Origin of the sequence: Cupriavidus plantarum (assembly GCF_905397285.1) — a bacterium.
GTDB classification, from domain to species: Bacteria; Pseudomonadota; Gammaproteobacteria; order Burkholderiales; family Burkholderiaceae; genus Cupriavidus; species Cupriavidus plantarum.
The window spans coordinates 74,577-100,538 of sequence record NZ_CAJPUX010000002.1; the positions used below are offsets into that span (position 1 = coordinate 74,577).

The window sequence follows — 25,962 nt, forward strand, 5'->3', positions numbered from 1 at the left end:
GCTCAGAACGAGCGCGGCAGCTCGAGCACGTGCTCGGCCACGTAAGACAGGATCAGGTTCGTCGAGATAGGCGCCACCTGATACAGGCGCGTCTCGCGGAACTTGCGCTCGATGTCGTATTCCGCGGCAAAACCGAAGCCGCCGTGCGTCTGCAGGCAGACGTTGGCGGCTTCCCACGACGCGTCGGCCGCCAGCAGCTTGGCCATATTGGCCTCCTTGCCACAGGGTTTGCCGGCGTCGAACAACTGCGCGGCGCGATAGCGCATCAGGCTGGCCGCCTCGACGTTGACGAACGAACGGGCGATCGGGAACTGCACGCCCTGATTCTGGCCGATGGGCCGGTCGAAGACGATCCGCTCGCGCGCATAGCCGCTGGCGCGCTCGACGAACCAGTAGCCGTCGCCGATGCACTCCGCCGCGATCAGGATCCGTTCGGCATTGAGGCCGTCGAGGATGTACTTGAGCCCGCGGCCTTCCTCGCCGATCAGGTTCTCGGCAGGAATCTCGAGATTGTCGAAGAACAGTTCATTGGTCTCGTGATTGACCATGTTGCGGATGGGCTGGACCGTCAGGCCGTTGCCGATGGCATCGCGCAGGTCCACGACAAAGACCGACAGCCCCTCCGACTTGCGTTTGACCTGATCCAGCGGCGTCGTGCGCGCGAGCAGCAGCATCAGGTCCGAATGCTGGACGCGCGAGATCCACACTTTCTGGCCGTTGACGACGTAACGATCGCCCTTGCGGACCGCTGTGGTCTTGAGCTTGGTGGTGTCGGTGCCCGTCGTCGGCTCGGTCACGGCCATCGACTGCATGCGCAGTTCGCCCGATGCGATGCCCGGCAGCCAGCGCGCCTTCTGTTCCTCGGAGCCGTGCCGCAGCAGGCAGCCCATCACGTACATCTGGCCGTGGCAGGCGCCGGAATTGCCGCCGCTGCGGTTGATCTCTTCCATGATCACCGATGCCGCCGTCAGCGGCAGCCCCGAGCCGCCATAGGCCTCCGGGATCAGCGCGGACAGCCAGCCGGCCTGCGTCAGCGCCTGCACGAAGTCCTCGGGGAACGCACTTTGTTCCTCCACGCGCTGCCAGTAGGCGGAGTCGAAGCCCCGGCAGAGGTCGCGTACGGCTTCCCGGATTTCGGGATAGATCTGGTCGTGGTCCTGTTCTGCGTTCATGTCTGTGTGGGTATCCGTGTCGGTGTCGGCGACGTGACGGGTGAGGGATGGATGCGGCCATTATTCCCGCCCGCCCGTTTGCCGGAAATTCGGATTTCCGAAAGCACGGCTTAGGGACACCCTTAGGGGCACCCCCAGGGACACCCCTAGGGACACCCTTGGGGACGCCCTCGGAGACACCTTAAGGCGGCTTGGGCGCCTCTGGGGACAACCCTTGGTTTTCACGCGGGCGTGCGCACCCTTCCGGAAATCGGAATTGCGCGGCATGGCGATTCCTTCCACCCTCGCGCCATACGTCATTACAGCAACAGGAGACCTCATGACCGCCTCGCGCATTCCCCGCATGGCCCTCGCCTTCGCCGCCACGGCGTTCGCCATACCCGGCATCGGCCATGCCGCCGACCCGTACCCCTCGCGGCCGATCACGATGGTCGTGCCGTTCGCCGCGGGCGGCCCGACCGACGTCGTGGCCCGCTCCGTCGCGGCCGCCATGTCGAAGTCGCTGGGCCAGAGCGTGGTGGTGGAGAACCGGCTAGGGGCGGGCGGCACGGTGTCGGCGTCGTACGTGGCCAAGGCCGCGCCGGATGGCTATACGATCCTGATCCACCATAACGGCATGGCCACGGCGCCGGCGCTCTACTCCAAGCTGCCCTACAAGCCGCTGTCCGATTTCTCGTTCGTCGGCCAGGTGGCGGACGTCCCCATGACGCTGCTGGGCCGGCACGACCTGCCCGCCAACACGCTGCCCGAGCTCGTCAGCTATATCCAGAAGAACCAGAACAAGGTGAACCTCGCCAATGCCGGTCTGGGCGCGGTGTCGCAGTTATGCGGCATGCTGTTCCAGAAGGCCATTGGCGTCGAACTACAGACCATCCCCTATCAGGGCACCGCGCCGGCGCTGACGGCGCTGCTGGGCGGGCAGGTAGACGTGCTGTGCGACCAGACGACGCAGACACTGCCGCACATCAAGGCGGAGAAGGTGAAGCTTTACGGCGTGACGACGGCGCAGCGCATCGCGGCCCTGCCGAACACGCCGACGCTGCGCGAGGGCGGCCTCAAGGACTTCGAGGTCAAGGTTTGGCATGGCATCTATGCGCCGAAGGGCACGCCGCCCGCCGTCATCGACAAGCTCGACGGCGCGCTCAAGGCCGCGCTGAAAGATCCGGCCGTGGTGTCCCGCATGCAGGAGCTCGGTGCGGTGATCGTGCCGGAAGACAAGCAGACGCCGGAAGGGCTGCGTACGTGGCTGGCGTCGGAGATCGACAAGTGGTCGCCCATCATCAAGGCGGCCGGCGTGAAAGCAGACTGACCGGAAAACGTCCCATCACGTCCTCGCGCGCGGACCTCACACCGGTTCGCGCGCCGCTTCCACCAGATATTTCACCAGCGTCTCCGCGAACTGCGGCAGTTCGCGGCCCGGACGGCGCACAAGGCGCAGTTCGCGCCGCGCCCATTCGTCTTCCAGCTGAATGAACCGCAGCACCTTGCGGCTCGCATAACGCCGGGCGCAACTGTTCGGTACGATGGCGATCCCCGCGCCCGCCTCGACCATGCGGCACACCGCGTCGAAGCTGCCCACCTGGATGCGCAGGCTGATCCGCTTGCCCATGCCGCTCGCGATGCGGTCCAGAAAGCTCTGGATCGCCGAGAACTGATTCAGACCGACGAAGCGGCACGTGTCGAGCAGATCCGCGAAGTGCAGATGCTTGAACGCCGGCAGCGGGTGATTGACCGGCGCGATCACGATGAGCTCGTCGCTGCATAGCTGCATGACGTCGAGGTCGGCGGTAGCGACCTCACCCGCGACGATGCCGAGGTCCGCCGCGCCCGCACTCACCGCGGAGACGATCTCCGCCGACAGGTGTTCCTCGAGCTCGATATCGACATCGGCGTTCTCCGAAAGAAAGCGCGAGAGCGCGTTGGCCAGGAACGAGTTGGTCGCGGTGGTGTTGGCCAGCAACCGCACCCGGCCCTTCACGCCCTTGGCATAGGGACGCAGGTCCGAGTGCAGGCACTCGAGCTGCCGGAAGACTTCGCGCGCGTGTCCCAGCAGTTCGTCGCCGGCCGGCGTCAGTCGGACCCCCTTCACCTGGCGGATGAGCAGCTGGGTCTGGAAATTTTCCTCGAGCTGTTTGATACGGGTGCTGGCGGCGGGCAGCGAAAGAAAGCTGCGCTCGGCCGCGCGCGTGAGGTTCTCGGTCTCGCCCACGTTCAGAAACAGCCGCAGGTCGGTAAGGTCGTAATGCATTGGCGGATAACGTTATACCCGGCTTCGCACCGGGGTCTCCATGAGGGCGATGTTGCGTTGCAGCGTCGCTGGCGCCTTTGGCATGCAATCTGCTGTACCGCAGACAGGATTCTGCCTGACGCCGAGCGCGCACCCTACCGGTGCGTGCATGCCCCGCAAGTTGTGCAAGCGGTGCAACGGGCTGCGAGACATCGTGCGTTTCAGCAAAGGCGGATCTCTCCGACCTTCGGCCATTCGAGCGAGCCCGCACGATGATCGCGTTCCACCGTATGGTCATCATGCTTGTAGGGAAATGGCTGACAAGCGTTGTAGGCGGGGAACGTTTTGAGTGGGCACGTTACAAACCGTTAGCCTTTTCCGGATATGCATCTTGTACCGGAAAGGTGTAAGGTGTGTCACAAGCATGGTCAATGGCCCGTCGCGTGCGAGTCAGGATCGCGAGTGTCAGGTTTTTCCGATGCGTGTTGTCGTCATGATGTCGTTGGTGTTTTCGTCATGATGCATGCGTCAACTCCGGTCTCACCTCTGCCGTTATTTGACTATGATGAAGTAAAGACTTCGCAACATGGCAAGTCCGTCAAGCCGGGGTGATGGAGTCAGCGTTGCCGCGAAGTCTGCTGGGGGTAGAACATCTTCTTCGCCTCGGAGGTGGACTCTGGTGGGACTCTGACGGGAGTGAGGTATGGACATTTTTGGCCACTACGCCACGCGGTTCGAAGCACGCAAGGAAGAGGAATACACGATCCAGGAATATCTGGAGATCTGCAAGAAGGATCCCTCTGCCTATGCGACCGCTGCGGAACGCATGCTCGCCGCAATCGGACAACCCGAACTCGTGGACACACACCACGACCCGAGGTTGTCGCGACTGTTCTTCAACAAGGTCATCCGGGTATATCCCGCATTCCGCGACTTCTATGGCATGGAGGACACGATCGAGCAGATCGTCTCGTTCTTCAAGCACGCGGCGCAGGGCCTGGAAGAACGGAAGCAGATCCTCTATCTCCTCGGGCCTCCCGGCGGCGGCAAATCGTCGCTGGCCGAAAAGCTCAAGGCGCTGATGGAGGAGGTACCCATCTACGCGCTCAAGGGCTCGCCCATCCATGAATCGCCGCTCGGGTTGTTCTCGCCCGATGAAGACGGCAAGATTCTGGAGGAGGACTATGGCATTCCGGTGCGCTACCTGAATACCATTCCTTCGCCCTGGGCGGTCAAGCGCTTGCACGAGTTCAACGGCGACATCACGAAGTTCCGCGTGGTGAAGCTGCGTCCCTCGGTACTGGCGCAGATCGCGATCGCGAAAACGGAGCCTGGCGATGAAAACAACCAGGATATCTCCTCGCTGGTCGGCAAGGTTGACATTCGTAAGCTGGAGGACTTCCCGCAGGACGATCCGGATGCCTATTCCTATTCCGGCGGACTTTGCCTGGCCAACCGGGGCTTGCTCGAGTTCGTCGAAATGTTCAAGGCGCCCATCAAGGTCCTGCACCCGCTGCTGACTGCCACGCAGGAAGGCAACTACAAGGGTACGGAAGGCTTTGGCGCGATTCCGTTCGACGGCGTCATCCTCGCGCACTCGAACGAAGCCGAATGGCAGAGCTTCAAGGCCGACAAGAACAACGAGGCTTTCCTCGACCGGATCTATATCGTGAAGGTGCCGTACTGCCTGCGCGTATCCGACGAGGTGAAGATCTACGACAAGCTGTTGCGCAGCAGTTCGCTATCTGCCGCGCCCAACGCGCCGAACACGCTGAAGATGATGGCGCAGTTCGCGGTGCTCACACGGATCAAGGAGCCCGAGAACTCGAACATTTTCTCCAAGATGCGGGTCTATGACGGCGAGAGCCTGAAGGACGTGGATCCAAAAGCGAAGTCGTATCAGGAGTATCGCGACTACGCGGGCATCGACGAGGGCATGAACGGCTTGTCGACGCGTTTCGCCTTCAAGGTACTCTCGAAGGTCTTCAACTTCGACAATACCGAAGTGGCGGCCAATCCGGTGCACCTGCTCTATGTGCTCGAGCAACAGATCGAGCGCGAGCAGTTCCCGCCGGAACAGGAAGCCAAGCTGCTGTCGTATATCAAGGAGTACCTCACCACGCCGTTCGTGGAGTTCATCGGCAAGGAAATCCAGACCGCCTATCTGGAGTCCTATTCCGAATATGGACAGAACATCTTCGACCGATACGTGGTGTTTGCCGATCTCTGGATTCAGGACCAGGAATACCGCGATCCGAATACCGGCGAAATCCTTGACCGCAACGCGCTGAACGATGAGCTCGAGAAAGTGGAGAAGCCCGCGGGGATTTCCAATCCCAAGGACTTCCGCAACGAGATCGTCAACTTCGTGCTGCGCGCGCGGGCGAACAACGGCGGCAAGAACCCGGTCTGGACCAGCTACGAGAAGCTGCGGATGGTGATCGAGAAGCGGATGTTCTCCACGACGGAGGATCTGCTGCCCGTGATCTCGTTCAATGCCAAGTCGTCGCGGGAGGATCAGGACAAGCACGAGAACTTCGTCAACCGCATGGTTGAGAAGGGATATACGCCGAAGCAGGTGCGATTGCTGGTGGAGTGGTATCTGCGCGTCAGGAAATCGTCCTGATCTCCTGACCCACTGCGATTGGGCTTGAATGCACTTCCACGAGACCGTCCGGGAATGAAGCGAAGCAGTTCTGACAAGACCAGATGCTTTTCCGGACGGTCTCCATAAAGGCGGCTTATGGCTACGGTCATCGACAGGCGCGAAAACGGCGGCAATAAAAGCGCCGTCAATCAACAACGCTTCATCAAGCGGTACCGGGAGCAGATTCGGCAAGCGGTGGCGAAGGCGGTGTCCGGCCGCAAGATCATGGACATCGAGCAGAGCGGTCAGGTCTCGATTCCGGTCAAGGACATTTCCGAACCCATCTTCCATCACGGTCAGGGCGGCCGGCGGGAGTGGATCCATCCCGGCAACAAGAAGTTCGTCCGCGGCGACAGCTTCGATCGCCAGCAGCAGGGCAGCGGTGGCGGCGGTTCCCGTGCCAGCGACAGCGGCGAGGGCGAGGACGATTTCGTCTTCACGCTATCGCGCGAGGACTTCCTGAACTTTTTCTTCGAGGACATGGCGCTGCCGGACCTGGCCAAGCGTCACCTCGCCAAGATTACCGACGTGCGCAAGGTGCGCGCGGGGTACTCCATCGATGGCACGCCGTCCAATCTGTCGATCCTGCGCACGATGCGCAGTTCGCTGGGGCGGCGAATCGCGCTGTCGAGTCCTTATCAGAAGCGGTTGCGCGACCTCGAGCTCGAATACGCCGAGGTGCTCGAAAACGGAGACCCGTACTCCGAGCATGCGCTGGCGCTGCAGGAGAAGATGAAGCATCTGCGCGCGCAGGTGGATCGTGTGCCCTTCATCGAGAAGCTGGACCTGCGCTACAACAACCGCGTGCTCAAGAAGCGTCCGCAGGCCCAGGCGGTGATGTTCTGTCTGATGGACGTCTCCGGCTCGATGGACGAGAGCCGCAAGGATCTGGCCAAGCGCTTCTTCATGCTGCTCTATCTGTTCCTCAAGCGGAACTACGAGCGCATCGATGTCGTATTCATCCGTCACCATACGGTGGCGAAGGAAGTCGACGAGGAAGACTTCTTCCATTCGCGCGAGTCCGGCGGCACGGTGGTGTCGAGCGCGCTCAAGCTGATGGTCGAGGTCATCCACGATCGCTATCCGCCGGGGCAGTGGAATATTTACTGCGCACAGGCATCGGACGGCGACAACTGGGCAGGCGATTCCGAGCTGTGCGGCCGCCTGCTGCGCGAGGCGATCCTGCCGCTGGTGCAGTACTACGCGTACGTGGAGGTCGCATCGGAGGAACCACAGAACCTCTGGGAGGAGTACATGACCGTGAAGGGCCAGTTCGAGCACTTCGCGATGCAACGGATTATCGGCGCCGACGAGATCTATCCGGTGCTGCACGATCTCTTCCAGAAGCGCGCGGCCTGGCCGGCGCGGTAGTCATCGCCGGCGTGGCCGGCGTCGTCATTGGGGAAGCATATGGCCTACCTCTCCACGGGTTCCGAATGGACCTTTGAACTGGTGCAACGCTACGACCGCGAGATTGCCCGCATTGCGGGCGAGTTCGGTCTGGACACGTATCCAAACCAGATCGAGATCATCACGGCCGAGCAGATGCTCGATGCGTATGCGTCGTCGGGGCTGCCCGTCGGCTACAACCACTGGTCGTATGGCAAGCACTTCCTCGCGTCGGAGCGCAGCTACCAGCGCGGGTACATGGGGCTGGCTTACGAGATCGTGATCAACTCGAACCCTTGCATCGCGTATCTCATGGAAGAGAACACGATGCCGATGCAGGCGCTGACGATCGCGCACGCCTGCTATGGGCACAACTCGTTCTTCAAGGGCAACTACCTGTTCCGCACGTGGACCAACGCGGACGCGATCATCGATTACCTGCTGTTCGCGAAGAACTATGTGGCGGAGTGCGAGCAACGCTATGGCGAGCAGGAAGTCGAGTTGTTGCTCGACTCGTGCCATGCGCTGCAGAACTACGGTGTGGATCGGTACAAGCGACCGAAGAAGCTGTCGATTACCGAGGAAGCCGCGCGGCAGGCCGAGCGCGAGAACTACCTCCAGATGCAGGTGAACGACCTGTGGCGCACGCTGCCGAAGCATCGGCATCCGCATCTGCGGCTCGAGGAGGAAGATAGCTTCGAACCGGAGGTCGCGTTTCCGCCGGAGCCGCAGGAGAACCTGCTGTACTTCATCGAGAAGAACGCGCCGAAGCTGCAGCCGTGGCAGCGGGAGATCGTGCGCATCGTGCGCAAGATCGCGCAGTACTTCTATCCGCAGCGGCAGACCAAGGTCATGAACGAGGGCTGGGCCACGTTCTGGCACTACACGATCCTGCATCAGCTGTACGAAGAGAAGCTGGTCAACGACGCGTTCATGCTCGAGCTGCTGCAGGCGCATACCAACGTCATCTATCAGCCGCCGTATCACAGCCCTTATTACAGCGGGCTGAACCCGTACACGCTTGGCTTCCTGATCTTCCAGGACCTGCGCCGCATGTGCGAGAACCCGGACGACGAAGACCGCCGCTGGGCACCCGAGATCGCGGGCAGCAACTGGCGGGAGACGCTGGACTTCGCGATGCGCAATTTCAAGGACGAGAGCTTCATCCTCCAGTTCCTGTCGCCGCGCGTGATCCGCGAACTGAAGCTGTTCTCCGTCCTGGACGACGACCGCGAAGGCAAACTCCGCGTCACGGCCATCCACGACGACGAAGGCTACCGCGCGATTCGCCAGTTGCTGGCGAACCAGTATGACCTGTCGAACATGGAGCCCAACATTCAGGTGACGGGCGTGGACATCGGCGGCGACCGCTCGCTGACCCTGCGCCACATGCAAAACGACCGCCGCCCGCTGGCCACCAACTTCGACGAAGTCATTCGCCACGTCACCCGCCTGTGGGGCTTCACCGTCCGACTCGAGGTCGGCTACGAGGATGGCCGCAAGGAAATGAAATACGAGTGCAAGCCGGAACGGCGGCATGGGCAGCATAGGAAGGCGGCCTGATGACTCGTATGACGCGGCCGGCGCTGCCTCCTGTGGCGGTGCCGGTCGCGATGCAATATCGTGACAATCCCACTTCAGTAGGCGGCGGCCGTATCGATAAGAAGCATCCGGCGTGACACCGGTTTTGAGCGATTTTCGCGAAATACGCCGCTTCGAAGAATAACGGCACGCGATGGCTTGTCTTGAGCCAGACGATTTTTCCGAATCGCCCGGAATGCCGCGCCATCGCTAATCCTCCGCGCTGTCGAGCGTCTCCGCGCCAACACCTGCGCGACCGTCGGCCTATCGGGCCGATATGAATCCCCAAAACTCTTCAATCGTCGTGTAGCGAAAGTCGCGGCATTTTGACAAATGCCAAACACGAAGCCTTCGGCACTTTTCGACGAATTTCTCGTTTGTTATCGTTGCGCCGCAGTTGTTACGCCAATTGGCACGCGTGCGCCGCAAGCTGACAAGCAAACGAATAGTGGCCCGCGTCGTTGAAAGAAGAAGAGGGGTGGGTCGTTGTATCGAGTTCCGGTTGTTCGTGTCCGGCCGCACGCGCCAGCGGTCGGTCGTCGCGCGCGCGGCGCGGCGGTTGGATGTCTGTTGGGCGTCATCGCCGCGCATGGCTTCGCGGCGGGTGTCGTTGCGGATGGCAGTACGGCGACGACGGTCACCACGGCTGCCGGTGGGCATATCACGGTCAACGTCGCGGCGGCGGTGGGTGGCGTGTCCACTAACAATTATCGGGAATTCAATGTCCCGCGCGCGGGTGTTGATCTCGACAACAGCACCGCGCGCGCCCGAACGATCCTGAATCAGGTCACCGGTACGAACCCTTCTTTGCTGGAAGGGCCGCTCAGCGTGCTCGGGCCGCGCGCCAACGTGGTGATCGCCAACCCGAACGGCATCAGCGTGGACGGCATGGTGGTGCGCAATGTCGGCAATCTCGCGCTGACCACGGGGCAGGTGTCGTTCAACGACTTCACGGCGAACGGCCAACTGCAACGCAATCTCGTACTGAGCACGAATCAGGGGGCGATCGACATCGGCGCGGGCGGGCTCTCCGGCACGCTGCTGAACCTCGAACTGGTCGCAAAGCGACTGCGCGTGGCGGGCAAGGTGGAGAACACCTTCGACTCCCCGAACTCCCGCATCCGTGCGGTATTGGGCGACAGCCACGCGGAAATCGACACCAGCGTATCGCCCAACGACAACCTGACGCCGTGGATCGCATACAGCGCTGGCAACGGCGCCGCAACGCCCGCCATGGCACTCGATATCACCGCGGCAGGCAGCCTGATCGGTGGACGCGTCGAGCTGATCGTGACCGATCAGGGCGCGGGCGTCAGGCACGCCGGCGCGGCGTTCGCCACAGCGGGCGATTTCGTCATCCAGGGCAACGGCAACCTCGAACTGGCCTCGGGCAAGATCCAGGCGGCGCGTGATGTGGTGCTGGTCGCCAACAACATCGCGTTGCACGATGCCGCCATCACGGCGTCTGGCGGAAGTATTCGTTTGCGGGCAGATGGTGCATGGACGCAACAGGATGCGGATGTGCTGGCCGCCGCCGACGTAGAACTGCATGCCGCCTCGGCGAGCCTGACCTCCATCACCCGCCAATCGACCCTCGTGGCAAACGGAGGTGCCGTGCTGATCGAGGTGGACGGCGACCTGAAGAATCTGGGAGGCCTGATACAGGGACAGCGTCGGATCGCGGATGCAGAGGCATCGGCTGGCGCCGTAACCGTGCGCGCGGGCGCGTCGCTTCTCAACGAATCCACGCCACAGTATCTAGGCATCCTGTTCGGCGCCGGCGACGACGTTGTCGTGCGTGCGGGAGGCGATGTCGTCAATCGCCATGCGCGCATTCTGTCGAACGCCGCGCTGGACATTGCCGCCACGGGCGACCTGATCAACGAGATCGGCAAGCAGGCGGGTACCGGCGGCGATCCAGTCGTTGCCGCCACATCGGCGCGGCGCTGGCTGGTGTTGTCGAAGCGTCGCAGTACGTTCGATGTCGATTACGGCACCGTCGATCGCCCGGGGCAGAGCGCCTATCTCCTTTCCGAAACCGGTACGACATTGAGCGGCCGCAACGTCCTCAATATCGGCGGCGAGATCTATGCCAACGACGGTGCGATCACGATCCGCGCCGCCGACACGTTCCGGACAGAAGGTGTGACCACGGGATCCGCGCACTTCACACGTACGTGCATGATCGTGTGCCGCACGTCGTCGTCCTCGGATACGTCCGTGGTGGGCGGCCTCCTCTCCGCGGCCGGCAATATCGACATCAACGCCGGCAGGGCTGCCATCAACGTGGGCGGCCGGGTGCTGGCGGTGGGCGACCTGAACGTCAACGCACCCGTCGCCTATGCCACGGGCGTGGCGGGCTATACCGCCATTGCGCGCGACCGCGGTTTCAAGGCGTTCTTTGGCGATACGTGGGCCCGGCTCTACGCCATGGATATCGGCGGCAGCTGGATGGCGACCGGACGCACCCGCATCGGCGGCGACGCCGTCGTGACCGGCGGCAGCTTTGATGGCGATGTCAGCATCGCCGGTAACACGCTCGTCGTACGTCCGCGTCAGATCGAGCCGGTCTCGGTGGAAAGCCACCTTGGCATGACGTCATGGCTGTGGCGATGAGCGCGTGGGGGCTACATCTCTCACGTCTCGGGGTCGCCGTGGCGTGGTGGCTGACGGTCATCGCCGCACCGGCGATCGCGCAGGTTCCGGCAACCGGGCCTCTGCCCCCGGAGGACCCCGCCCAGCGGCTGCTGCGCGAGCAGCGGCAACGCGAATTGCAGAGGGAGGCTACCCAGCCGCCGGCGCAGATCGACAACCGCGTTGCCGTGGCCCCCGACACCCGTGTGGAAGATGTCGAGGAGACCGCGACCACATTCGAGATCCATCGCATCGAGGTGGAGGGCAACACCGTCCTTTCAGATGCCCAACTTTCCGCCATCACCCAGTCGTTCGTTGGCCATCGGCTGGGTGCGAACCGGATCAACCTGCTGCTGCGCCGCTTCACGGAAGCGTTCGTGGCGCAAGGGTATATCACCACGCGCGCGTACCTCGGCCCGCAGAACCTTGCCAGCGGCGTGTTGCGCGTCACCGTGGTGCCGGGACGCGTCGAGTCGTTCCAGCTGAACGGGCGAACCCTTCGTCCGGGGTCGCAATGGTGGTTCGATTCATCGGCAGGCGGGTGGCTGACCGACGCGGGCACCGTATGGCAGTTTCCCCCACCTGGCGACACGCTGCGGCTGGCCGACCTCGAGCAGGGCGTTGACCAGATCAATCGGCTGCGCCGCAATCGTGCCGAGATGCAGATCCTTCCCGGCCAGACGCCCGGGGGTTCGATCGTGGCCCTGACGAACGACCCGGGTGACCGCTTTCGCTTCAATGCCGGCGTCGACAACTATGGCAGCCGGGTGACGGGTATCTCCCGCACGCGGCTGGGGATCGATGCAGACAACGCGCTCGGGCTGCAGGAATCGTTCGGCGTCAGCTATGTCGGGACGGTCGACACCAACGCCGCCGTCGCGTCGGTCGCGGTTCCTTTCGGATACGACACGTTCAGCTATACGGCATCGGTATCCGAGTATCAGAACACCATCGGCGACACCGCGCTGCTCTATGGCCGCAGCGTCGGCCATACGTTTGGCTGGAACCGCGTCATCGCGCGCAATCAGACGGGACGGCAGGCGCTGGACCTCACGCTGACATGGCGCAAGAGTGGGCGCGAGATCAACGACCTTCAGCTCGATCCCCAGCGATTGGCCGTGCTGCGCGCGGCGTGGAGCGGACTGTGGCGCTTCTCGGCGAGCGGGCAGCAGGGATATGTCACGGCGGAAGCCGGATATTCGCGCGGACTGCCGGCATTTCACGCGACGCAGGACCCCCGCGACATCCATCGCGACGAAGCGCACGCGCAATTCAACAAGCTCGACGCCAGCACCACGATGCAGCTGCCGCTGGCCCTGGCCGATCGCGTGCAGCTGGCATGGCGCGCGCAACTCGTGGGGCAGTGGACCGATGTCGCGCTGTTTGGCTCCGAGCAGATCTACGCCGGTGGCATGAGCACGGTGCGCGGCTTTCGGGAAGGTGTGATTGCAGGCGACCGTGGCGCCTATCTGCGCAATGAAATCGCCTGGGCCAACGCGCCCCTCATCGCGGGCGTACGCGTCGAGCCGTACCTGTTTCTCGACGGGGGCGAGACCCAATACGTCGCGACGCGGCAATGGCAGGCGGTCGTCGGCACCGGTGCCGGCGTTCGCCTTTCGGCGCAATGGGCCGGACAGATCTTCACCAGCGAAATACTCGTGGGCGCGCCGCTTGCGCAGCCCGCCGCCCTTGGACCCAGGCACGGCGTTGTGCTGGCCACCCTGAACTGGATTTACTAGGAGTGCATTCGATGATTGCCAACTTCACTCGCATGGCAGTGGCCGTCGCCGCCGTCATTGGGCTGCAACTGGCGCATGCCGCCACCGTCAATGGCGTAGCGATTCCCGATGCCACGATTGCGGACGGTTTGCGCGCGGCGCAGCTGCCCGACACCCCGCAGGCACGTGAAGCGGTGAAGCAACAGCTGATCGCCAGGGAGTTGTTCCGGCAGGAGGCGGCAAAGGACAAGGCGCTGGAGCGCCGCCCGGACGTTCAGGCGCTGATCGCCGACGCGCGGAATCAGATCCTGACGCAAGCATGGCTCAAAGACCATATCAAGCCTGCGCCCGTCACCGATGTTGAAGTGCGGGCGCGCTACGACGGCATCGTGGCGTCACTGGGCGACAAGGAGTTCAAGGCGCGCGTGATCGAACTGGCCAACGACGCAGCGGCCAGCGCGGCGCTCTCTCGCATCAAGGCCGGCGAGGACTTCGGGAACGTTGCGCAACAACTGAGTCTCGCGCCATCAAAGGCCGCTGGCGGTGCGATGGATTGGATCAGCTTCAAGGTGCCAGTGCAGGAAGGCAAGACGCAAAACCTCCCGCTGGCCATTGCGCAGGCGATTGCATCGCTGCCCGAAGGTGCCGTCACCCCCGCGCCTGTCGCACTTGGCGATCGCCGCTACGTGATCAAGGTGGATGCCGTGCGCCCCACGCAGATCCCGTCGTTCGAGACCGCCGCACCGGGCATCCGCCAGGCCTTGCAGGCGCAGGCACTGGAGCGCGCGACGCTCTCGCTCGTCACCGGGCTGCTGAGCAAGGCAAAGATTACCCAGTAGTCGCGGCAGTTCCCAACGTCCGGGCGCGCGTGACCGCTGCCCATTCCCTTCGCCCTGTAAGAACCGACTGCCCGCAATGACTTCGCAACGCGACCATCAGGCCACGCTGCCCGCACCAGTGCCCTCGACTGCTTCGGACATTGACGCTCCGGACGTTTCACTTGCCGATCGCGGACGGCGCAGCGTGCTCGCCAGGGCGCTGTCGGCGTTTGTCGCCATCACGATATGGATGGGCCCGCTGTCGATCACGATGCAGCAGTCGCAGCAGGCGGCGGGGGCCATCGGTGCCGGAGCACTGCCGATCGATGCCTTTGCCGTGCAAGGTGGCGCGGTACGGCAGCGGATACGCGACTGGGCGTTCGCGCAGTTGCCGGTGGTGCTGCGTTTCGGCCCAGCGGAGGCCGTTGCCGCGCCGATCACCGATCCCAACGCACCGATCCGCTTTACGCCCAACATTTCGGTCACGACGGGACCGGCCGCCCCTGCGGGAGGCGTGCCCGTCGTCGGCATCACCACGCCCAACGCGCAGGGTATCTCGCTGAACCAGTATCGCTCGTTCGTCGTCGATCCGATCGGTCTGATCCTCAACAACAGCACGACGGGCGGTGGGACGTTCCTCGGCGGTCAGGTGAGCGCCAATGCGAATCTTGCCGCCACCGGGCCCGCGCGGCTGATCGTAAACCAGGTGACGACCAGCGCGCCCGCGCAGGTCAACGGTACGGTCGAGGTGTTCGGCGCAACGGCCGGCGTCGTCATCGCCGCGCCGGGCGGGGTCTATACGAACGGAGCGGGCTTTACCAATACGTCGCAGGTCACGCTGACCACGGGCGCCCCTCAGTGGCTGTCGTCCACCGGCGCCCCGACGAGTTTCGATGCGGCAGCGGCTGCTGGTTACCTGGTCGAGGGCGGGCGCGTACAGATCGGCAATCCGACACCTGGCGCGGCGAGCACGGGCATCGAAGGCACGGTCGGCAACATCAACCTCATCGCCGAAACGATCGGCGTGGACGCGGCGATCCATGCCGGCCGGCAGATCAACCTCGTCGCGGGCCGCCAGCTCGTCAAGCCGGATGGCGACGCCTTCACGACGACACCTGCGGGCGCGAGCAACACGACGGCCGGTAGCCTGGCGATCGACGCGACAGCATTCGGTGCGATGAACGCGGGACAGATCCGGATCGTCAGCACGGCGGCCGGCGTCGGCGTGCGTGCCGACGGCAATCTCGCGGCGTCCGCAGGGAACCTGACGATCGATGCCGCCGGCAACGTCCATGTCGGGAGCACCTACGGCAAGCAGAGTGTGGCGCTCAATGCGGCGGGCGCGCTGGAGGCAGCGGGGAACGGCGTCGCGGAAGCGGGTTACACCATCTCGACATCCGGTGATGTCAGGCTCGGTGGCTCGCTTGAGTCAGGGCGTGCGGTTTCCGTGACGTCGGGGAGCGCAATCACGGGCACGGGAGGCGTCAAGGCACAGGACGCCGTCAGGATGGACGCCGCCACCAACGTCGATGTCGGTGGCGCGCTTAGTGGTGCGTCGATCGCCGTCAGAGCCGCTGGCCGCGATGGCCAGGGCGATATTCATCTGGGCGGCGATGTCATGTCGCCGGGGACGATCCAGCTGCAGGCCGCGCGCGATACCGTCATCGACGGCAGCGCGGTGTCCGCCGGCGATCTTGCGCTCGCATCGCAACGCAACCTGACCATTCGGGGCGCGGCAGGCAGCACCGCTGGCAATGTCTCGCTGACCGGCGTGGATGGCAGCGTGACGACATCGGGCAACGTAGTGTCGCCAGGCAAGCTGACGGTATCGGCAGGGCAGGACGCGATGCTCGGAGGACAGCTCGTATCGACTGGCCGCCTCGACGTTACCGCACGCGGTGGCAGTATTTCGACGACGGGGCAAATAGGCAGCAACGCGGGCGTATCGCTGTCCGCCGCGCAGGATGTGACCGTGGGCGGGAAGGTGCAGAGTGCCGCCGATACCTCGATCGTCGCGACGCGTGGCAATGTGGCGGTCAACGGCGCCGTGACATCGGACCGCGACACGACGCTTTCAGCGGGCGGCAACGCTTCGGTGTCGGGCAGTCTGTCGAGCGGCGGGAACTCGAGCGTGACGGCCACGGGCGGATCGGCGACCGTCAGCGGTGCGCTGACCACCATCGGCAATGCGAGCGTATCGGCGGGGCAGGACACGAGGCTTACCGGCACCACGATGGTTGGCGGTAACCTCGATGCCAAAGCGGGCAACACGCTCGATGTCGCGGACCTGACGTGGGTGGGAGGCAACGCGACATTGCGTGGCGGCGATGTTGCCATCGGCGCCCCTGCCGGAAAGCAGAACGCGGTGAGCGGTACGCTGGATGCATCGGCCACGCGCGGCCTGACGCTGACCGGCGATACGACCGCCAATAACGTCAGCCTTGCCGCGGCCGGCATCAGCAATCAGGGCGGCACCGTCGCGGTTCAGCAACTGTCGGTCAACGGCGGGAACGTGACCAATGCCGGCACGCTCGCCGGCAACAGGGTCGCGTTCGACGTTGCCAATGTCACCAATCGCGGTGTCATTGGCGGACAGATCGTGAATGGCAATGTCAGCAATGCGCTGGACAACGCGGGTGGCCTGCTGTCGGGCGCACAGGCGCTGACGCTCACCGTTGGCTCCCTCGCTGCAAACCAGGGCGGCACGCTGTTCGCCGGCGATCTCAGCGGCAGAACGCCGCTCACTGGCAATCTCGGTCTGACGGTATCGGGTGCCAATGGCAGCTTCAACAACGCCGGAGGTCAGATTCTCGCGGGCAATGACCTCGCGATTCATGCGCCGAATCAAGTGTTCGATCCGTCCGCCGCCACGACCGGCAGCCTCGATGCCAACGGCACCCTGACGCTGGATGCGCTAGCCATCCATAACTCGGGCACATGGTCCGTGTCTGGCGGCAAGGCAGTACTCACGGCGAGCCAGGGCATCACCAATACCGGAACGATCCAGAAGTCCGGCGACCTGTCGCTTGCCACGGGCGGCACGCTGATCAATACCGGTCAGGTCGTCGGCGGGGCGGGCGTTTCGCTATCGGCCGGCAATCTCTCGAACACCGGGACGGTGCACGCCAATGGCGATCTCGCGCTCGATGGCAACGTCACTAACCGTGGGGTTGTCGAGGCATTGGGAAACCTCGCCATTACCGGCGGCAACTATGACAACACCGGCGCGCGCACGCAGGCGAATGGCACGCTGAAGATCGACATCGGCGGTACGGTGGGCAACGTCGCGGGGGTGATCGGCTCCAATGGCGACATGCATATCGCCGCGGGGGCCATCGTCAACGATCGCACAGGGCCCGTCGATGGAGGCACCACCTCCGGCAAGGTCACCAACGATGCGTTGCTCGGCTCGACGATCATTGGCAGTGTCGCGCCATGGGATTATTCGCAAAGCGGCTGCGAAACGTGTTCCGGGCAGCCGAAGCCGGGCACGCCGGTCAATGTCACGCTCGGCGGCGTTCGCCACACGGCCGACGGTACGGCCATTACGCCCGAAGTCGGCTACTACCCGTACTCTCCGGGCGGCGAGCAAGGCTACACCTATGTCCCGGCATGGCATCTGATCGATGCGACCAGTACTGCGCCGCGCAACGATAGCGGCCAGCCTATCGCGTTGCCCACGGTGGACCGTACCGTCGTCCAGCAGACGGACGGCGTGGCCGGCCAGATCGTCACGGGCGGCAATCTCGACATCGCGGCCGCGACGCTATCGAATCGGGGCGGCATTATCTCCGCCGCGCGTCATGCCACACTGACGGTCGGCACGCTCGACAACAGTCGCTCCGCGACGCTGTCCAACGTCGTCACGGATACCGTCAATCAGGCAGAGCTCGATGCGCTTGTCGCGCGGCTCAAGGCGTTGGGGGAAGTCGATCCGTACACAGGGGTCAAGACGAATTACAGCCAGCTCATGTACGGGACCATCCCCCCAACATGTGAGGGCGATAGTTGCGGCGCGCCGCCGCAGACCGCTGCGCAGATGAACGTCGGTGCCGACGTCAACGGGGCCGCGGTCGTGGCACCGACGCAGACCACGGTGAGTCACCAGCTTGGCAAGGCGGGGCAGATCACGGCGGGCGGCAATCTGTCGCTCAGCGGCACGGGTGACCTGACCAACGCGGGCGATATCGCCGCGGCGGGCAACATCAAGATCACGACGCCTGGTACGTTCACCAACAAGGGCGTGCACGAAGTCAACGTGACGACCGCTCAGGGATGCGTGCCCGGTGGCGATTGCCCGGACGACAGCGCACCGACGGTCCAGTCTGTGGCGTGGAAGCAGACGCCGAGCACGATCGCCGCCGGCAACACGCTGACGATCCATGCCGGAAACGTACAGAACCTGAGCGCGACGCTCGCGGCGCAGGGTACGGTGGACATCACGACAGGGGGTACGGTCACCAATCAGGCGGGAGCGATCCAATCGTTGTCCGGCGATGTGTCCATCACCGCAGCCTCTCTGGTCAACAAGTCGCTGGACCCGGTGCAGCTTCACAAGAGCTATGGTGGCCAGAATCCGTCCTACGCGGGCGGGTGCAATCCCGGCGGTAGCTACGGCAACAGCCAATGCGCGGCCACGGAAGACGCGGCTGTAGGACCCGCCGCGGTCATCTCGGGCGCGCGCGATGTCACGATTCAGAGCGGGTCCGTTGCGAACAACGGCGCGCTGATCAGCGGCGGCCGCAACGTCAGCGTGCAGGCAAGCGGTGGAGTAGACAACACGGCCATCGCGCTGAACGCCGACTGGGTCGGCCGCTGGCAGGAGAAGCGCAGCGGCGGTGACCGCTGGCACGATACGGGCGGCCGCGCGACGATCGGCAATATTGCCTCGGGCATTCAGGCTGGCAATGCGTTGTCGGTCAATGCCGGCGGCCAGATCGTGAACACGGGGAATCTGCTTGGCGCCAACGTCGACCTGACGGGCGCTTCTCTCGTGAACGGCATCACCAGCCCGAACCAGCCCACGCCGTCGGGGGCGACGCCACGGCAGGTGATCTCGCTCGGACCGGCACCCGTGCCCGCGGGATCGCTACCCGCCACGACGGCGACTGCCGATCCGACGCAACCATGGCAGTTCACACCGGTCATCGTCGCGGCCCCCAGCGCTCCGGTCACGGGCACCGTGCCGACCGTCGACTGGCACTTCAATGCCCAGCCGACCGGTACGCCTATCACCACGCCGGGCGGCGGCGCGCAGTACGTGAGTCCGAACGCTGCAACGGCGGTCCTCGCGGGCGTGACGCCGGACAGCCTGCTCGCGCAGCTTCCGCCCGAGCTTCGTCCGGGCAATGTGTCCTTCTATTACGACCCGTACACCGAATCGCAGCAGCTGCAGCAAGCGGCGCTGGCGCAGACAGGCCAGCAGACGTTCATCAACGGATTGGCATGGGACAGCCAGAACAATCTGTCGGTCAACGACCAGCAGAAACTGGCGCTGTACAACAACGCGGCCGAGTACGCCAAGACGAACCACATCACGCTCGGTCAGGCGCTGACCGACGATCAAGTCAAGGCGCTCGATGCGCCGATGCTGTGGTACGTCGAACAAGCGGTACCCGATCCGCGATGCACCGCCGCAACCAGCGTTTGCCCAAGCGTCAACGCGCTGGTTCCGCAGGTCTACCTGCCGGAAGGCTACGCGCAGGCGCTGTCGGTGCCGACAGGCGGCACGATCAGCGGCGACAACATCAAGATCGCCGTAGACGGGCAGCTTCGTAACACCGGCCAGATCGTCGCAAGCGACACGCTGACCGTGAAGGCCCAGAGCATCGACCTGAGCCCGAACGTGGTGTCCATCGGCACCAATGCGTACAAGGCGCAGGGCGGCTGGAACGTCGTCACGGGCACTGTAGTGCAGCCCGGCGGCTTCCTGTCGGCGATGCACATGGACATCGAGGCCGACAGCATCCGAGCAATCAACGATGCGTTCCGTGTGACCCGCGCCGACGGCTCGGTCGACGATGACGCCAGCGCGGCGCTGGTCGCCCAACTCAAGGAGAGCCTTGGGCTGAACTACACCGAAGGCACAGTCGCCGACGACATTCATACGCAGTTCATCAAGGAGAAGAAGGGATTCGGGATCCTTGGGCAGATCGTGGCGATGGCGGCCGCGGTGGCGATCTCGATCATGACGGCCGGGGCGGGGGCGGCTCTGATGGGCGTTGCGCTGGCAGAAATGAGCGTGATGCAGGCGGCGTTGGCCGTGGCAATCGACGGTCTGATTGCAGGCACGCTGTCGAGCATGGTGACCCAAGTGATCACGACCGGCTCGCTAAATATTGGCGCGGCGCTTAAGGCAGGTGCGATTTCGGGCCTGACAGCGGGATTGACGCGGGGTGCCCTCGGTGCAATGGACCTAAGTAATGCTGGCATTGGCAGCATTGGCGACAACCTTGCCAAGGGCAACTGGACGCAAGCGGCTGGTCAACTTGGAAACTACGCACAGGCGAGCATCGTGCGCTCGGCCATCAGCGCGGGTATCAGCACGGCGGTATATGGCGGCAGCTTCGGCCAGTCCTTCGCCGGCGGCCTCGTTCGGGACGCAGCGGCACTTGCGGCGAATGCGGCTGGTGTGAAACTGCCGGGTATTGGCGCGGTGGACGCGACGACGGACAGCATCATCGCCAACGCCGCGGCGCACGCCTTGATCGGGTGTGCGGCGCAGAGCTTGAATGGGGGGGATTGCGCGGGGGGTGCCATTGGTGGGGCGGCCAGTGCGATTGCGGCGCCGTTGATCCGGGACGGGCTGTACGACGGTACGCAGACCGTTGTGGACAATGGTGACGGCACGCAGACTATCAAGTACGAGAATACGGGTTACAACGCGGCGACGGTGGCGCTGGCAACGCTGATCGGCGGTTCTGCCGGGCAGTTGCTCGGCACCAACGCCACGGCGGCAGCGCTGGCGGCACAGAATGAGGCACTGAACAACTCCACGTCCGACAAGGTGGCGAAATGGGCCAAGGAGACCTATAAAGATCCTCTTGGGGACTTGGCACGTTGGGGCAAGGAGTTCCTCGGTATGCTGCCAGGGCAGACGCCGCCGACAGAAGCAAATCCTCTGGCGGACGCGACGAACGGTGGCAACCCCCCGGCGACGGGCGGTGCCGTGGTGACTCCGCCAGTGGCAGCGTGTACGCCCGGTGGGCCGTGCGTGATGACGCCTCCGATCGCCGCGCCGGGGGCCCCGGACAATGCGAACCTATCTAGTGACAGCAGTAACAAAGACCCGAATAGTGGTGCGACGGGATCCAGTGCGAACGGCGGAAGCAAAATCGGTATCGATGAATCTCGGGCACAGCATATCTTTCGCGATTCGGAGGGGCACATTAGTGATACTCCGGCGAATCGACAACTTCTTGAGACTATTGCGAATGATCCTTCGGCTATGTTGGGTACTGACAAATATGGGACTACTTGGGCGGCAAAGTTGAACCCAGATGGCACGCAGACATGGGTTGGGATTCGAGGTGGAAAAGTGAGTTATGGCGGGGTCAACGAGACGCCGAAGCAATTCAATCCTCAAACCGGGTTAGCGTCTCCTACAAGGCCAGGTAAATGAAATGAATGAAATGTTGACAGTGAATGAAGCCTATCGTGCGATGTTTATCTTCTTGGAGCGGTACTACGAGAGGGATGGTTGCCGAAGCGATGACATCGCAGTAATGCTGAGCGGGATGGCGCAGACGATTTGGGCTGACGGTAGTACAAACGATCCCACTCAATGGGACGATTGGCTAAAGGCTGTCCACGCAGCCAAGAGTGAAGACCCAAGATAGATTTGCGGAACCCGGCCTCGACCGGGTTCGTCGTTTCTGCGGCGCGTTGCTTTACGGTTCCAATGCGGAGTCGGATACCGTCTGCACGTCATCGACGATGACGTGCTGGCCGTCCAGGGCGAATCGCACGAACTGTCGCCGACCGTCGTGGAAACGCTTCTCGACGAGCCCCTTGGGGGTGTCGGGGGGCAAGGCGTAGATGGGGTGCCCCGCGCGAAGTACGAGGGGACGGCCTCGTCATTGTCGTCGTTGACCATGGCTACTGATCGGTCTATTCCCAGTACCGTCCAGCCTAATGGAAGAATCGTGAAGGATGGCACGCGCGACGGCATTGACATTCGCGTAGTGCTCGAGCCCCTAAGCAAGGGGGAAGGAATCGTCACTGCGTTTCCAACAAACGTTCCGAGGAACCCAAAGTGACCGCAGACCCCAACCATTACGCGAAGCTCGAGAACCTACTCCGTGGCGCCCTAGATCAGGCCGGCGCCGCCCTATCTGAACGTGATAAAACGCATGTGTCCGAGTACTTGGACCATGGCGAATATGGGGTTGCGTACGAGCTACTAACCTTTGTGCTCGACAAACAGCAGATAGCGCATCCGAAAGAATTGCGGCAAGCGGGCGGGGAAATGGGATTGCTTGAGTAGTCGTCCTGGAAAAATGAACGCGGCTTCGGCCGGGTTCGTCGTTTCTGGCGCGACAAAAGAGCTACCGGGTGCAGATGTGCTGGTGGTGCCAATGGCGGCGCGGCCAGTCTCAGTGGGAGTTGGTTCAAACGGGTACATCGTACGAACGAACCCTGTTAGTACGTGGAAGGCCGTCAAATGAAAAATGTTCGCGTAGGCGCTGTTTATGGCGCGCCGCCAATCTTTTGTGCTGATGTTGACAACATGGGGTATGTAGAACCAGAGTCGCTACCGCTAAGCCAATCACTTCTTGCCGATCTAGCGGCTTGGAATCAAGAGTATCAGGAAACCTTTTGCGAGGATTACCCTCCAGATTCACATTTCCCCGCGGATAGTGACCGGATTGAGCATAATCGACGTGGACTGGAACTTTGTCGGCGACTTGAGCGGGAACTGGGCCCAGATTCATCTATCGAGTTTCGTCCGCAAAAATAGGCAGTGACTCCTTGCGCAATGGGTCGCTGTGTCGCACGGGGTCGTCAGGTGACTGCACAGATGGTGCCATTGGTGGGCGGCCAGTGCCCTGACGGCACCGCTGATTCGCGATTGGGTTTATGCGGACACGAACGTCGTCCATTACGAAGAGGACAAGATCCGTCAGGGCTTCACGGTCGGCCTTTCCTCGCTCATCGGCGGGTCGATTGGCGCATTGCTCGGATCGGATGCGACGTCGGCCGCGCTGGCGGCGCAAAACGAGGCGCTGAACAATGCGACCTCCCAAGGAGGTCGATGCGATTGAAATCTGCCTGCGTACAGTTCGGCTCGCAACGTTTGGTTAGCCGGGCGTTTTCTCGCGCGGCGATACCTCTGACTGGTACTCAGGTACGCCAGGTGGAGGCGGCAGCAACGCTAGCCAAGATGAGCAACTTGACGCCCGAGCAAGTGTTGAAGCTAACGGAGACCGGTTGGTGATGGCCAAGCGATTTTTACGTGGAGGTAAGACTTTGGGTGACTATATTGAATTTGATGGTGACGTCAAATCTCTAGAAAATCTCTATGGCAGCACTTTAACAATCAAGGCTACCTTTGTACTCAAAGGTGCTGAGTGCTATCTCACCTCGCCCATGTCGCATGTATCGGCCAATGACAACATCGAGATTTTTTTTCCGGGATTGCAGAGAAGACTGGAGTTATTGGTTCCTATTTGGGTTGGTGGGCCTGCCGTATATATGGATACCGTCGAGATATCAGGGACGTTGGATAGGGCGACAACGTGCAATAAACTTGCGTCAATCTCTTGCATTTCAAAGTTTGTATTATTCAGAGATGACGAAGTGTATGAGGTTGTTTGAGCTACCGTCTGCTGCCCAAAGATGCCAGAATCCACGCCGCGCAGCACTTTAAACCCTCAGCGATTAAGAACCAACGGCTTCACTGTTGGCCTGATCGCCTTCTATCGCGAAAGGGTTAATGCAGGCAGACGGCTCGCCCTTCTTGGGCGCGCTGCGCAGGACGTGCCAAACAACGACAGTGTAGAGGGTGTCATTAGATAGGAGTTGAAGTTTGCCCCGCCGCGACAGCCCGGGAAAATGCCAAGTCTTATCCATGCACTTCCCACAGGAAAGTAATACAAGCCATGATTGTCAATATTGAAAAGCCTTTGCGATTGTGCCTTGACGTTGTCGAGACGGATGAACATGTTCCGTCAATGAGGATGCAGATCGCAGTTGATGTGCAGCAGTTCGGACATAAGCTTGCGTATAGGGGTAATGCATGGTTCGACTGCGCAACGTGGGATGCGTTTGTTCAGGGGCTGGCCGCGGCGCCTGATACAACGAAGGTCTCTCTTGTTGATATGGGTGACCACTTCACGTTGACGCTCGGCGTGGTCAGTGGACGCTTGGAGCTAGCGTGGGAAATGAAGAAGCCTGATATCTCTGGAGCCATTACTACTGCCACGTTCCGTTCTCCGATTGATACCGATACGTTTGCCCATGTAGCGCTTCAGTTCAAAGAGTTCGAACGGTGGTGGTAGTTGTTATTAGTGGCGCGGAAGAAACCGGCTACGGCCGGGCTCTTCGCTTCTGCAGGCGTTGCTCTACAGCTCCTGCGACGGTCCGGATACCGTGTGCACGTTGTCGACGACGTGCTCGCCGTCCAGGTCGAAGCGCACGAACTGTCGCCAGCCGTCAAGGAAACGCTTCTCTGTTGCCGTACTATGGTTCGGCGGCGATGCTGTACCAGACGGTGACGGGGCAGACGCTGAGCGGCCAATCTCTGGATACGGCGGATCGATGGCTGTCGCGGATCCTTGGCGCCATCGCTGTTGGCGCAGCGGCGTATGGCAATTTCTCGTACGTTCTCCAACCAGAGGTGAACCTCGAGGTTCGAAACTCGCTGTTTATCGATCCGTCTGGCCAGGCAGCAGACGGGAGTCGAAGGCTCAGTACAATCATTCCATTCCAAACGGGGAAGTGAAATGGTTTTCCCAGATAAAAACCAGTTTCTCCAGGCTTTCGGTATCGAACCAATGGAAGAGGATCCTTCCCTGGCGCTATGTCGCTACAAAGTGCGATCCGAGGAGCGGGATTTGGAGTTGCTGCTCACGTTCAGTGCAGTCCAAGAGACTTTCGAGTTGCTTCTGTATTGCTCAGGGCATGAAGTCATCAACCTCGTGAGCGAACGAACGACGAAGATCGAGCTATACCGAGACTCATCAGGAGATGGGGTGCGCGCGTGCTTTGATATTCATGGTGCGCAAGCTGAGGCCATCGTGACCTTAGCGCCGGAGATCAAGTGCCGCTGGTGGTTGATTCGGACTGAGTAAGCGATGCAACGCGGCAGAGGTTGGGATGGTCACGGACCCGCTGGCCGCGCAAAACGCCGTGGCGCAGGCGGGATGGCTCCGCTGCCAATAGGGGAACCTTGATGCCGGCGCCCATAGCTGAGTTGGCCTTTCCATGGACAGCATCACACTCGATTGCAATTGCACGCTGGTTTCATAGCGAGACTGGCGCATCTGCCAGCCTGTGGGCGCGTCCTGCTCGTTGGAACGGCTAACTGAAGTTGAATTCACCTTTCTCTTGGCTTTAGAAGGGGGCGTCAATTAATATCTCCATATACAGCCGCGTGCGATATGTTGGTCGGGAAGACGCATAGGACGGACTTAGCGTGGGAGATATCGGATACGTTATCGAAGACTATGGTGATGGCCACTACGAAGTCGAGTTCTCCAATGCTGACGGCACAACGAGCGTACAAGCTGTGATCCAGAATCGGGATCTAACGCTGTTGGAAGTCTAGGAGTAGACA

The 25,962-nt window shown here is 62.4% G+C and carries 15 protein-coding genes; 12 read left to right on the top strand and 3 right to left on the bottom strand.

Annotated elements, in window-relative coordinates; all coding sequences use genetic code 11:
- Nucleotides 1-2: 2 nt before the first annotated feature.
- A complete protein-coding gene (locus KHP16_RS09155) occupies nt 3-1,172 on the bottom strand; it encodes an acyl-CoA dehydrogenase family protein (RefSeq protein ID WP_109583627.1) in 1,170 nt (389 codons plus the stop codon).
- Between the two features lie 319 nt (nt 1,173-1,491).
- Here KHP16_RS09155 and KHP16_RS09160 point away from each other — a divergent pair, with 319 nt between their 5' ends.
- The gene (locus tag KHP16_RS09160; protein ID WP_415831128.1) at nt 1,492-2,481 is read left to right on the top strand and encodes a tripartite tricarboxylate transporter substrate-binding protein; all 990 of its coding nucleotides are present in this window, start codon (nt 1,492-1,494) and stop codon (nt 2,479-2,481) included.
- 36 nt (nt 2,482-2,517) lie between these two features.
- Here the strand turns inward: KHP16_RS09160 and KHP16_RS09165 are convergent, their stop codons facing one another.
- Nucleotides 2,518-3,420 (bottom strand): LysR substrate-binding domain-containing protein, encoded by a 903-nt coding sequence (locus tag KHP16_RS09165; RefSeq protein WP_211960040.1) that lies wholly within the window; start codon nt 3,418-3,420, stop codon nt 2,518-2,520.
- Between the two features lie 682 nt (nt 3,421-4,102).
- Between KHP16_RS09165 and KHP16_RS09170 the strand changes: the two genes are divergently transcribed.
- The 7 genes from KHP16_RS09170 (at nt 4,103) to KHP16_RS09200 (ending at nt 21,807) form a co-directional block, all read left to right on the top strand.
- Nucleotides 4,103-6,025, top strand: a complete 1,923-nt coding sequence (locus KHP16_RS09170; protein ID WP_109583625.1) for a PrkA family serine protein kinase — start codon at nt 4,103-4,105, stop codon at nt 6,023-6,025.
- A gap of 117 nt (nt 6,026-6,142) precedes the next feature.
- Nucleotides 6,143-7,417, top strand: coding sequence for a YeaH/YhbH family protein (locus KHP16_RS09175; RefSeq protein ID WP_109583624.1), 1,275 nt, complete (start codon nt 6,143-6,145; stop codon nt 7,415-7,417).
- Nucleotides 7,418-7,456: 39 nt separating this feature from the next.
- Nucleotides 7,457-8,998 (top strand): SpoVR family protein, encoded by a 1,542-nt coding sequence (locus KHP16_RS09180; protein ID WP_109583623.1) that lies wholly within the window; start codon nt 7,457-7,459, stop codon nt 8,996-8,998.
- 588 nt (nt 8,999-9,586) lie between these two features.
- On the top strand, nt 9,587-11,632 hold the full coding sequence (locus KHP16_RS09185) for a filamentous hemagglutinin N-terminal domain-containing protein (protein WP_244835727.1): 2,046 nt from the start codon (nt 9,587-9,589) through the stop codon (nt 11,630-11,632).
- On the top strand, nt 11,617-13,389 hold the full coding sequence (locus tag KHP16_RS09190; protein ID WP_244835728.1) for a ShlB/FhaC/HecB family hemolysin secretion/activation protein: 1,773 nt from the start codon (nt 11,617-11,619) through the stop codon (nt 13,387-13,389). Before KHP16_RS09185 ends, KHP16_RS09190 begins: the two co-directional genes overlap by 16 nt.
- Before the next feature lie 11 nt (nt 13,390-13,400).
- On the top strand, nt 13,401-14,207 hold the full coding sequence (locus KHP16_RS09195; RefSeq protein ID WP_211960041.1) for a peptidyl-prolyl cis-trans isomerase: 807 nt from the start codon (nt 13,401-13,403) through the stop codon (nt 14,205-14,207).
- 76 nt (nt 14,208-14,283) lie between these two features.
- Complete coding sequence (locus tag KHP16_RS09200) at nt 14,284-21,807, top strand: beta strand repeat-containing protein (protein ID WP_244835729.1); 7,524 nt, start codon at nt 14,284-14,286, stop codon at nt 21,805-21,807.
- A gap of 268 nt (nt 21,808-22,075) precedes the next feature.
- Here KHP16_RS09200 and KHP16_RS09205 read toward each other — a convergent pair whose 3' ends face one another.
- Nucleotides 22,076-22,216: a hypothetical protein gene (locus KHP16_RS09205; RefSeq protein WP_211960042.1), complete on the bottom strand. Its 141-nt coding sequence runs from the start codon at nt 22,214-22,216 to the stop codon at nt 22,076-22,078.
- A gap of 1,405 nt (nt 22,217-23,621) precedes the next feature.
- Here KHP16_RS09205 and KHP16_RS09210 point away from each other — a divergent pair.
- From KHP16_RS09210 to KHP16_RS28675, 4 genes are all read left to right on the top strand, one after another.
- Nucleotides 23,622-24,002: a hypothetical protein gene (locus KHP16_RS09210; RefSeq protein ID WP_146208443.1), complete on the top strand. Its 381-nt coding sequence runs from the start codon at nt 23,622-23,624 to the stop codon at nt 24,000-24,002.
- 284 nt (nt 24,003-24,286) lie between these two features.
- Nucleotides 24,287-24,685, top strand: a complete 399-nt coding sequence (locus KHP16_RS09215; RefSeq protein WP_115953409.1) for a hypothetical protein — start codon at nt 24,287-24,289, stop codon at nt 24,683-24,685.
- Nucleotides 24,686-25,129: 444 nt separating this feature from the next.
- The gene (locus KHP16_RS09220) at nt 25,130-25,477 is read left to right on the top strand and encodes a hypothetical protein (protein WP_109583612.1); all 348 of its coding nucleotides are present in this window, start codon (nt 25,130-25,132) and stop codon (nt 25,475-25,477) included.
- Between the two features lie 344 nt (nt 25,478-25,821).
- The gene (locus KHP16_RS28675; protein WP_109583611.1) at nt 25,822-25,953 is read left to right on the top strand and encodes a DUF4926 domain-containing protein; all 132 of its coding nucleotides are present in this window, start codon (nt 25,822-25,824) and stop codon (nt 25,951-25,953) included.
- Nucleotides 25,954-25,962: the final 9 nt, after the last annotated feature.

What these genes read in the sequence shown, in the direction of transcription:
- KHP16_RS09155 (WP_109583627.1), bottom strand. Translation starts at nt 1,172, where the DNA reads ATGAACGCAGAACAGGACCACGACCAGATCTATCCCGAAATCCGGGAA.
- KHP16_RS09160 (WP_415831128.1), top strand. Translation starts at nt 1,492, where the DNA reads ATGACCGCCTCGCGCATTCCCCGCATGGCCCTCGCCTTCGCCGCCACG.
- KHP16_RS09165 (WP_211960040.1), bottom strand. Translation starts at nt 3,420, where the DNA reads ATGCATTACGACCTTACCGACCTGCGGCTGTTTCTGAACGTGGGCGAG.
- KHP16_RS09170 (WP_109583625.1), top strand. Translation starts at nt 4,103, where the DNA reads ATGGACATTTTTGGCCACTACGCCACGCGGTTCGAAGCACGCAAGGAA.
- KHP16_RS09175 (WP_109583624.1), top strand. Translation starts at nt 6,143, where the DNA reads ATGGCTACGGTCATCGACAGGCGCGAAAACGGCGGCAATAAAAGCGCC.
- KHP16_RS09180 (WP_109583623.1), top strand. Translation starts at nt 7,457, where the DNA reads ATGGCCTACCTCTCCACGGGTTCCGAATGGACCTTTGAACTGGTGCAA.
- KHP16_RS09190 (WP_244835728.1), top strand. Translation starts at nt 11,617, where the DNA reads ATGGCTGTGGCGATGAGCGCGTGGGGGCTACATCTCTCACGTCTCGGG.
- KHP16_RS09195 (WP_211960041.1), top strand. Translation starts at nt 13,401, where the DNA reads ATGATTGCCAACTTCACTCGCATGGCAGTGGCCGTCGCCGCCGTCATT.
- KHP16_RS09200 (WP_244835729.1), top strand. Translation starts at nt 14,284, where the DNA reads ATGACTTCGCAACGCGACCATCAGGCCACGCTGCCCGCACCAGTGCCC.
- KHP16_RS09210 (WP_146208443.1), top strand. Translation starts at nt 23,622, where the DNA reads ATGGCCAAGCGATTTTTACGTGGAGGTAAGACTTTGGGTGACTATATT.
- KHP16_RS09215 (WP_115953409.1), top strand. Translation starts at nt 24,287, where the DNA reads ATGATTGTCAATATTGAAAAGCCTTTGCGATTGTGCCTTGACGTTGTC.
- KHP16_RS09220 (WP_109583612.1), top strand. Translation starts at nt 25,130, where the DNA reads ATGGTTTTCCCAGATAAAAACCAGTTTCTCCAGGCTTTCGGTATCGAA.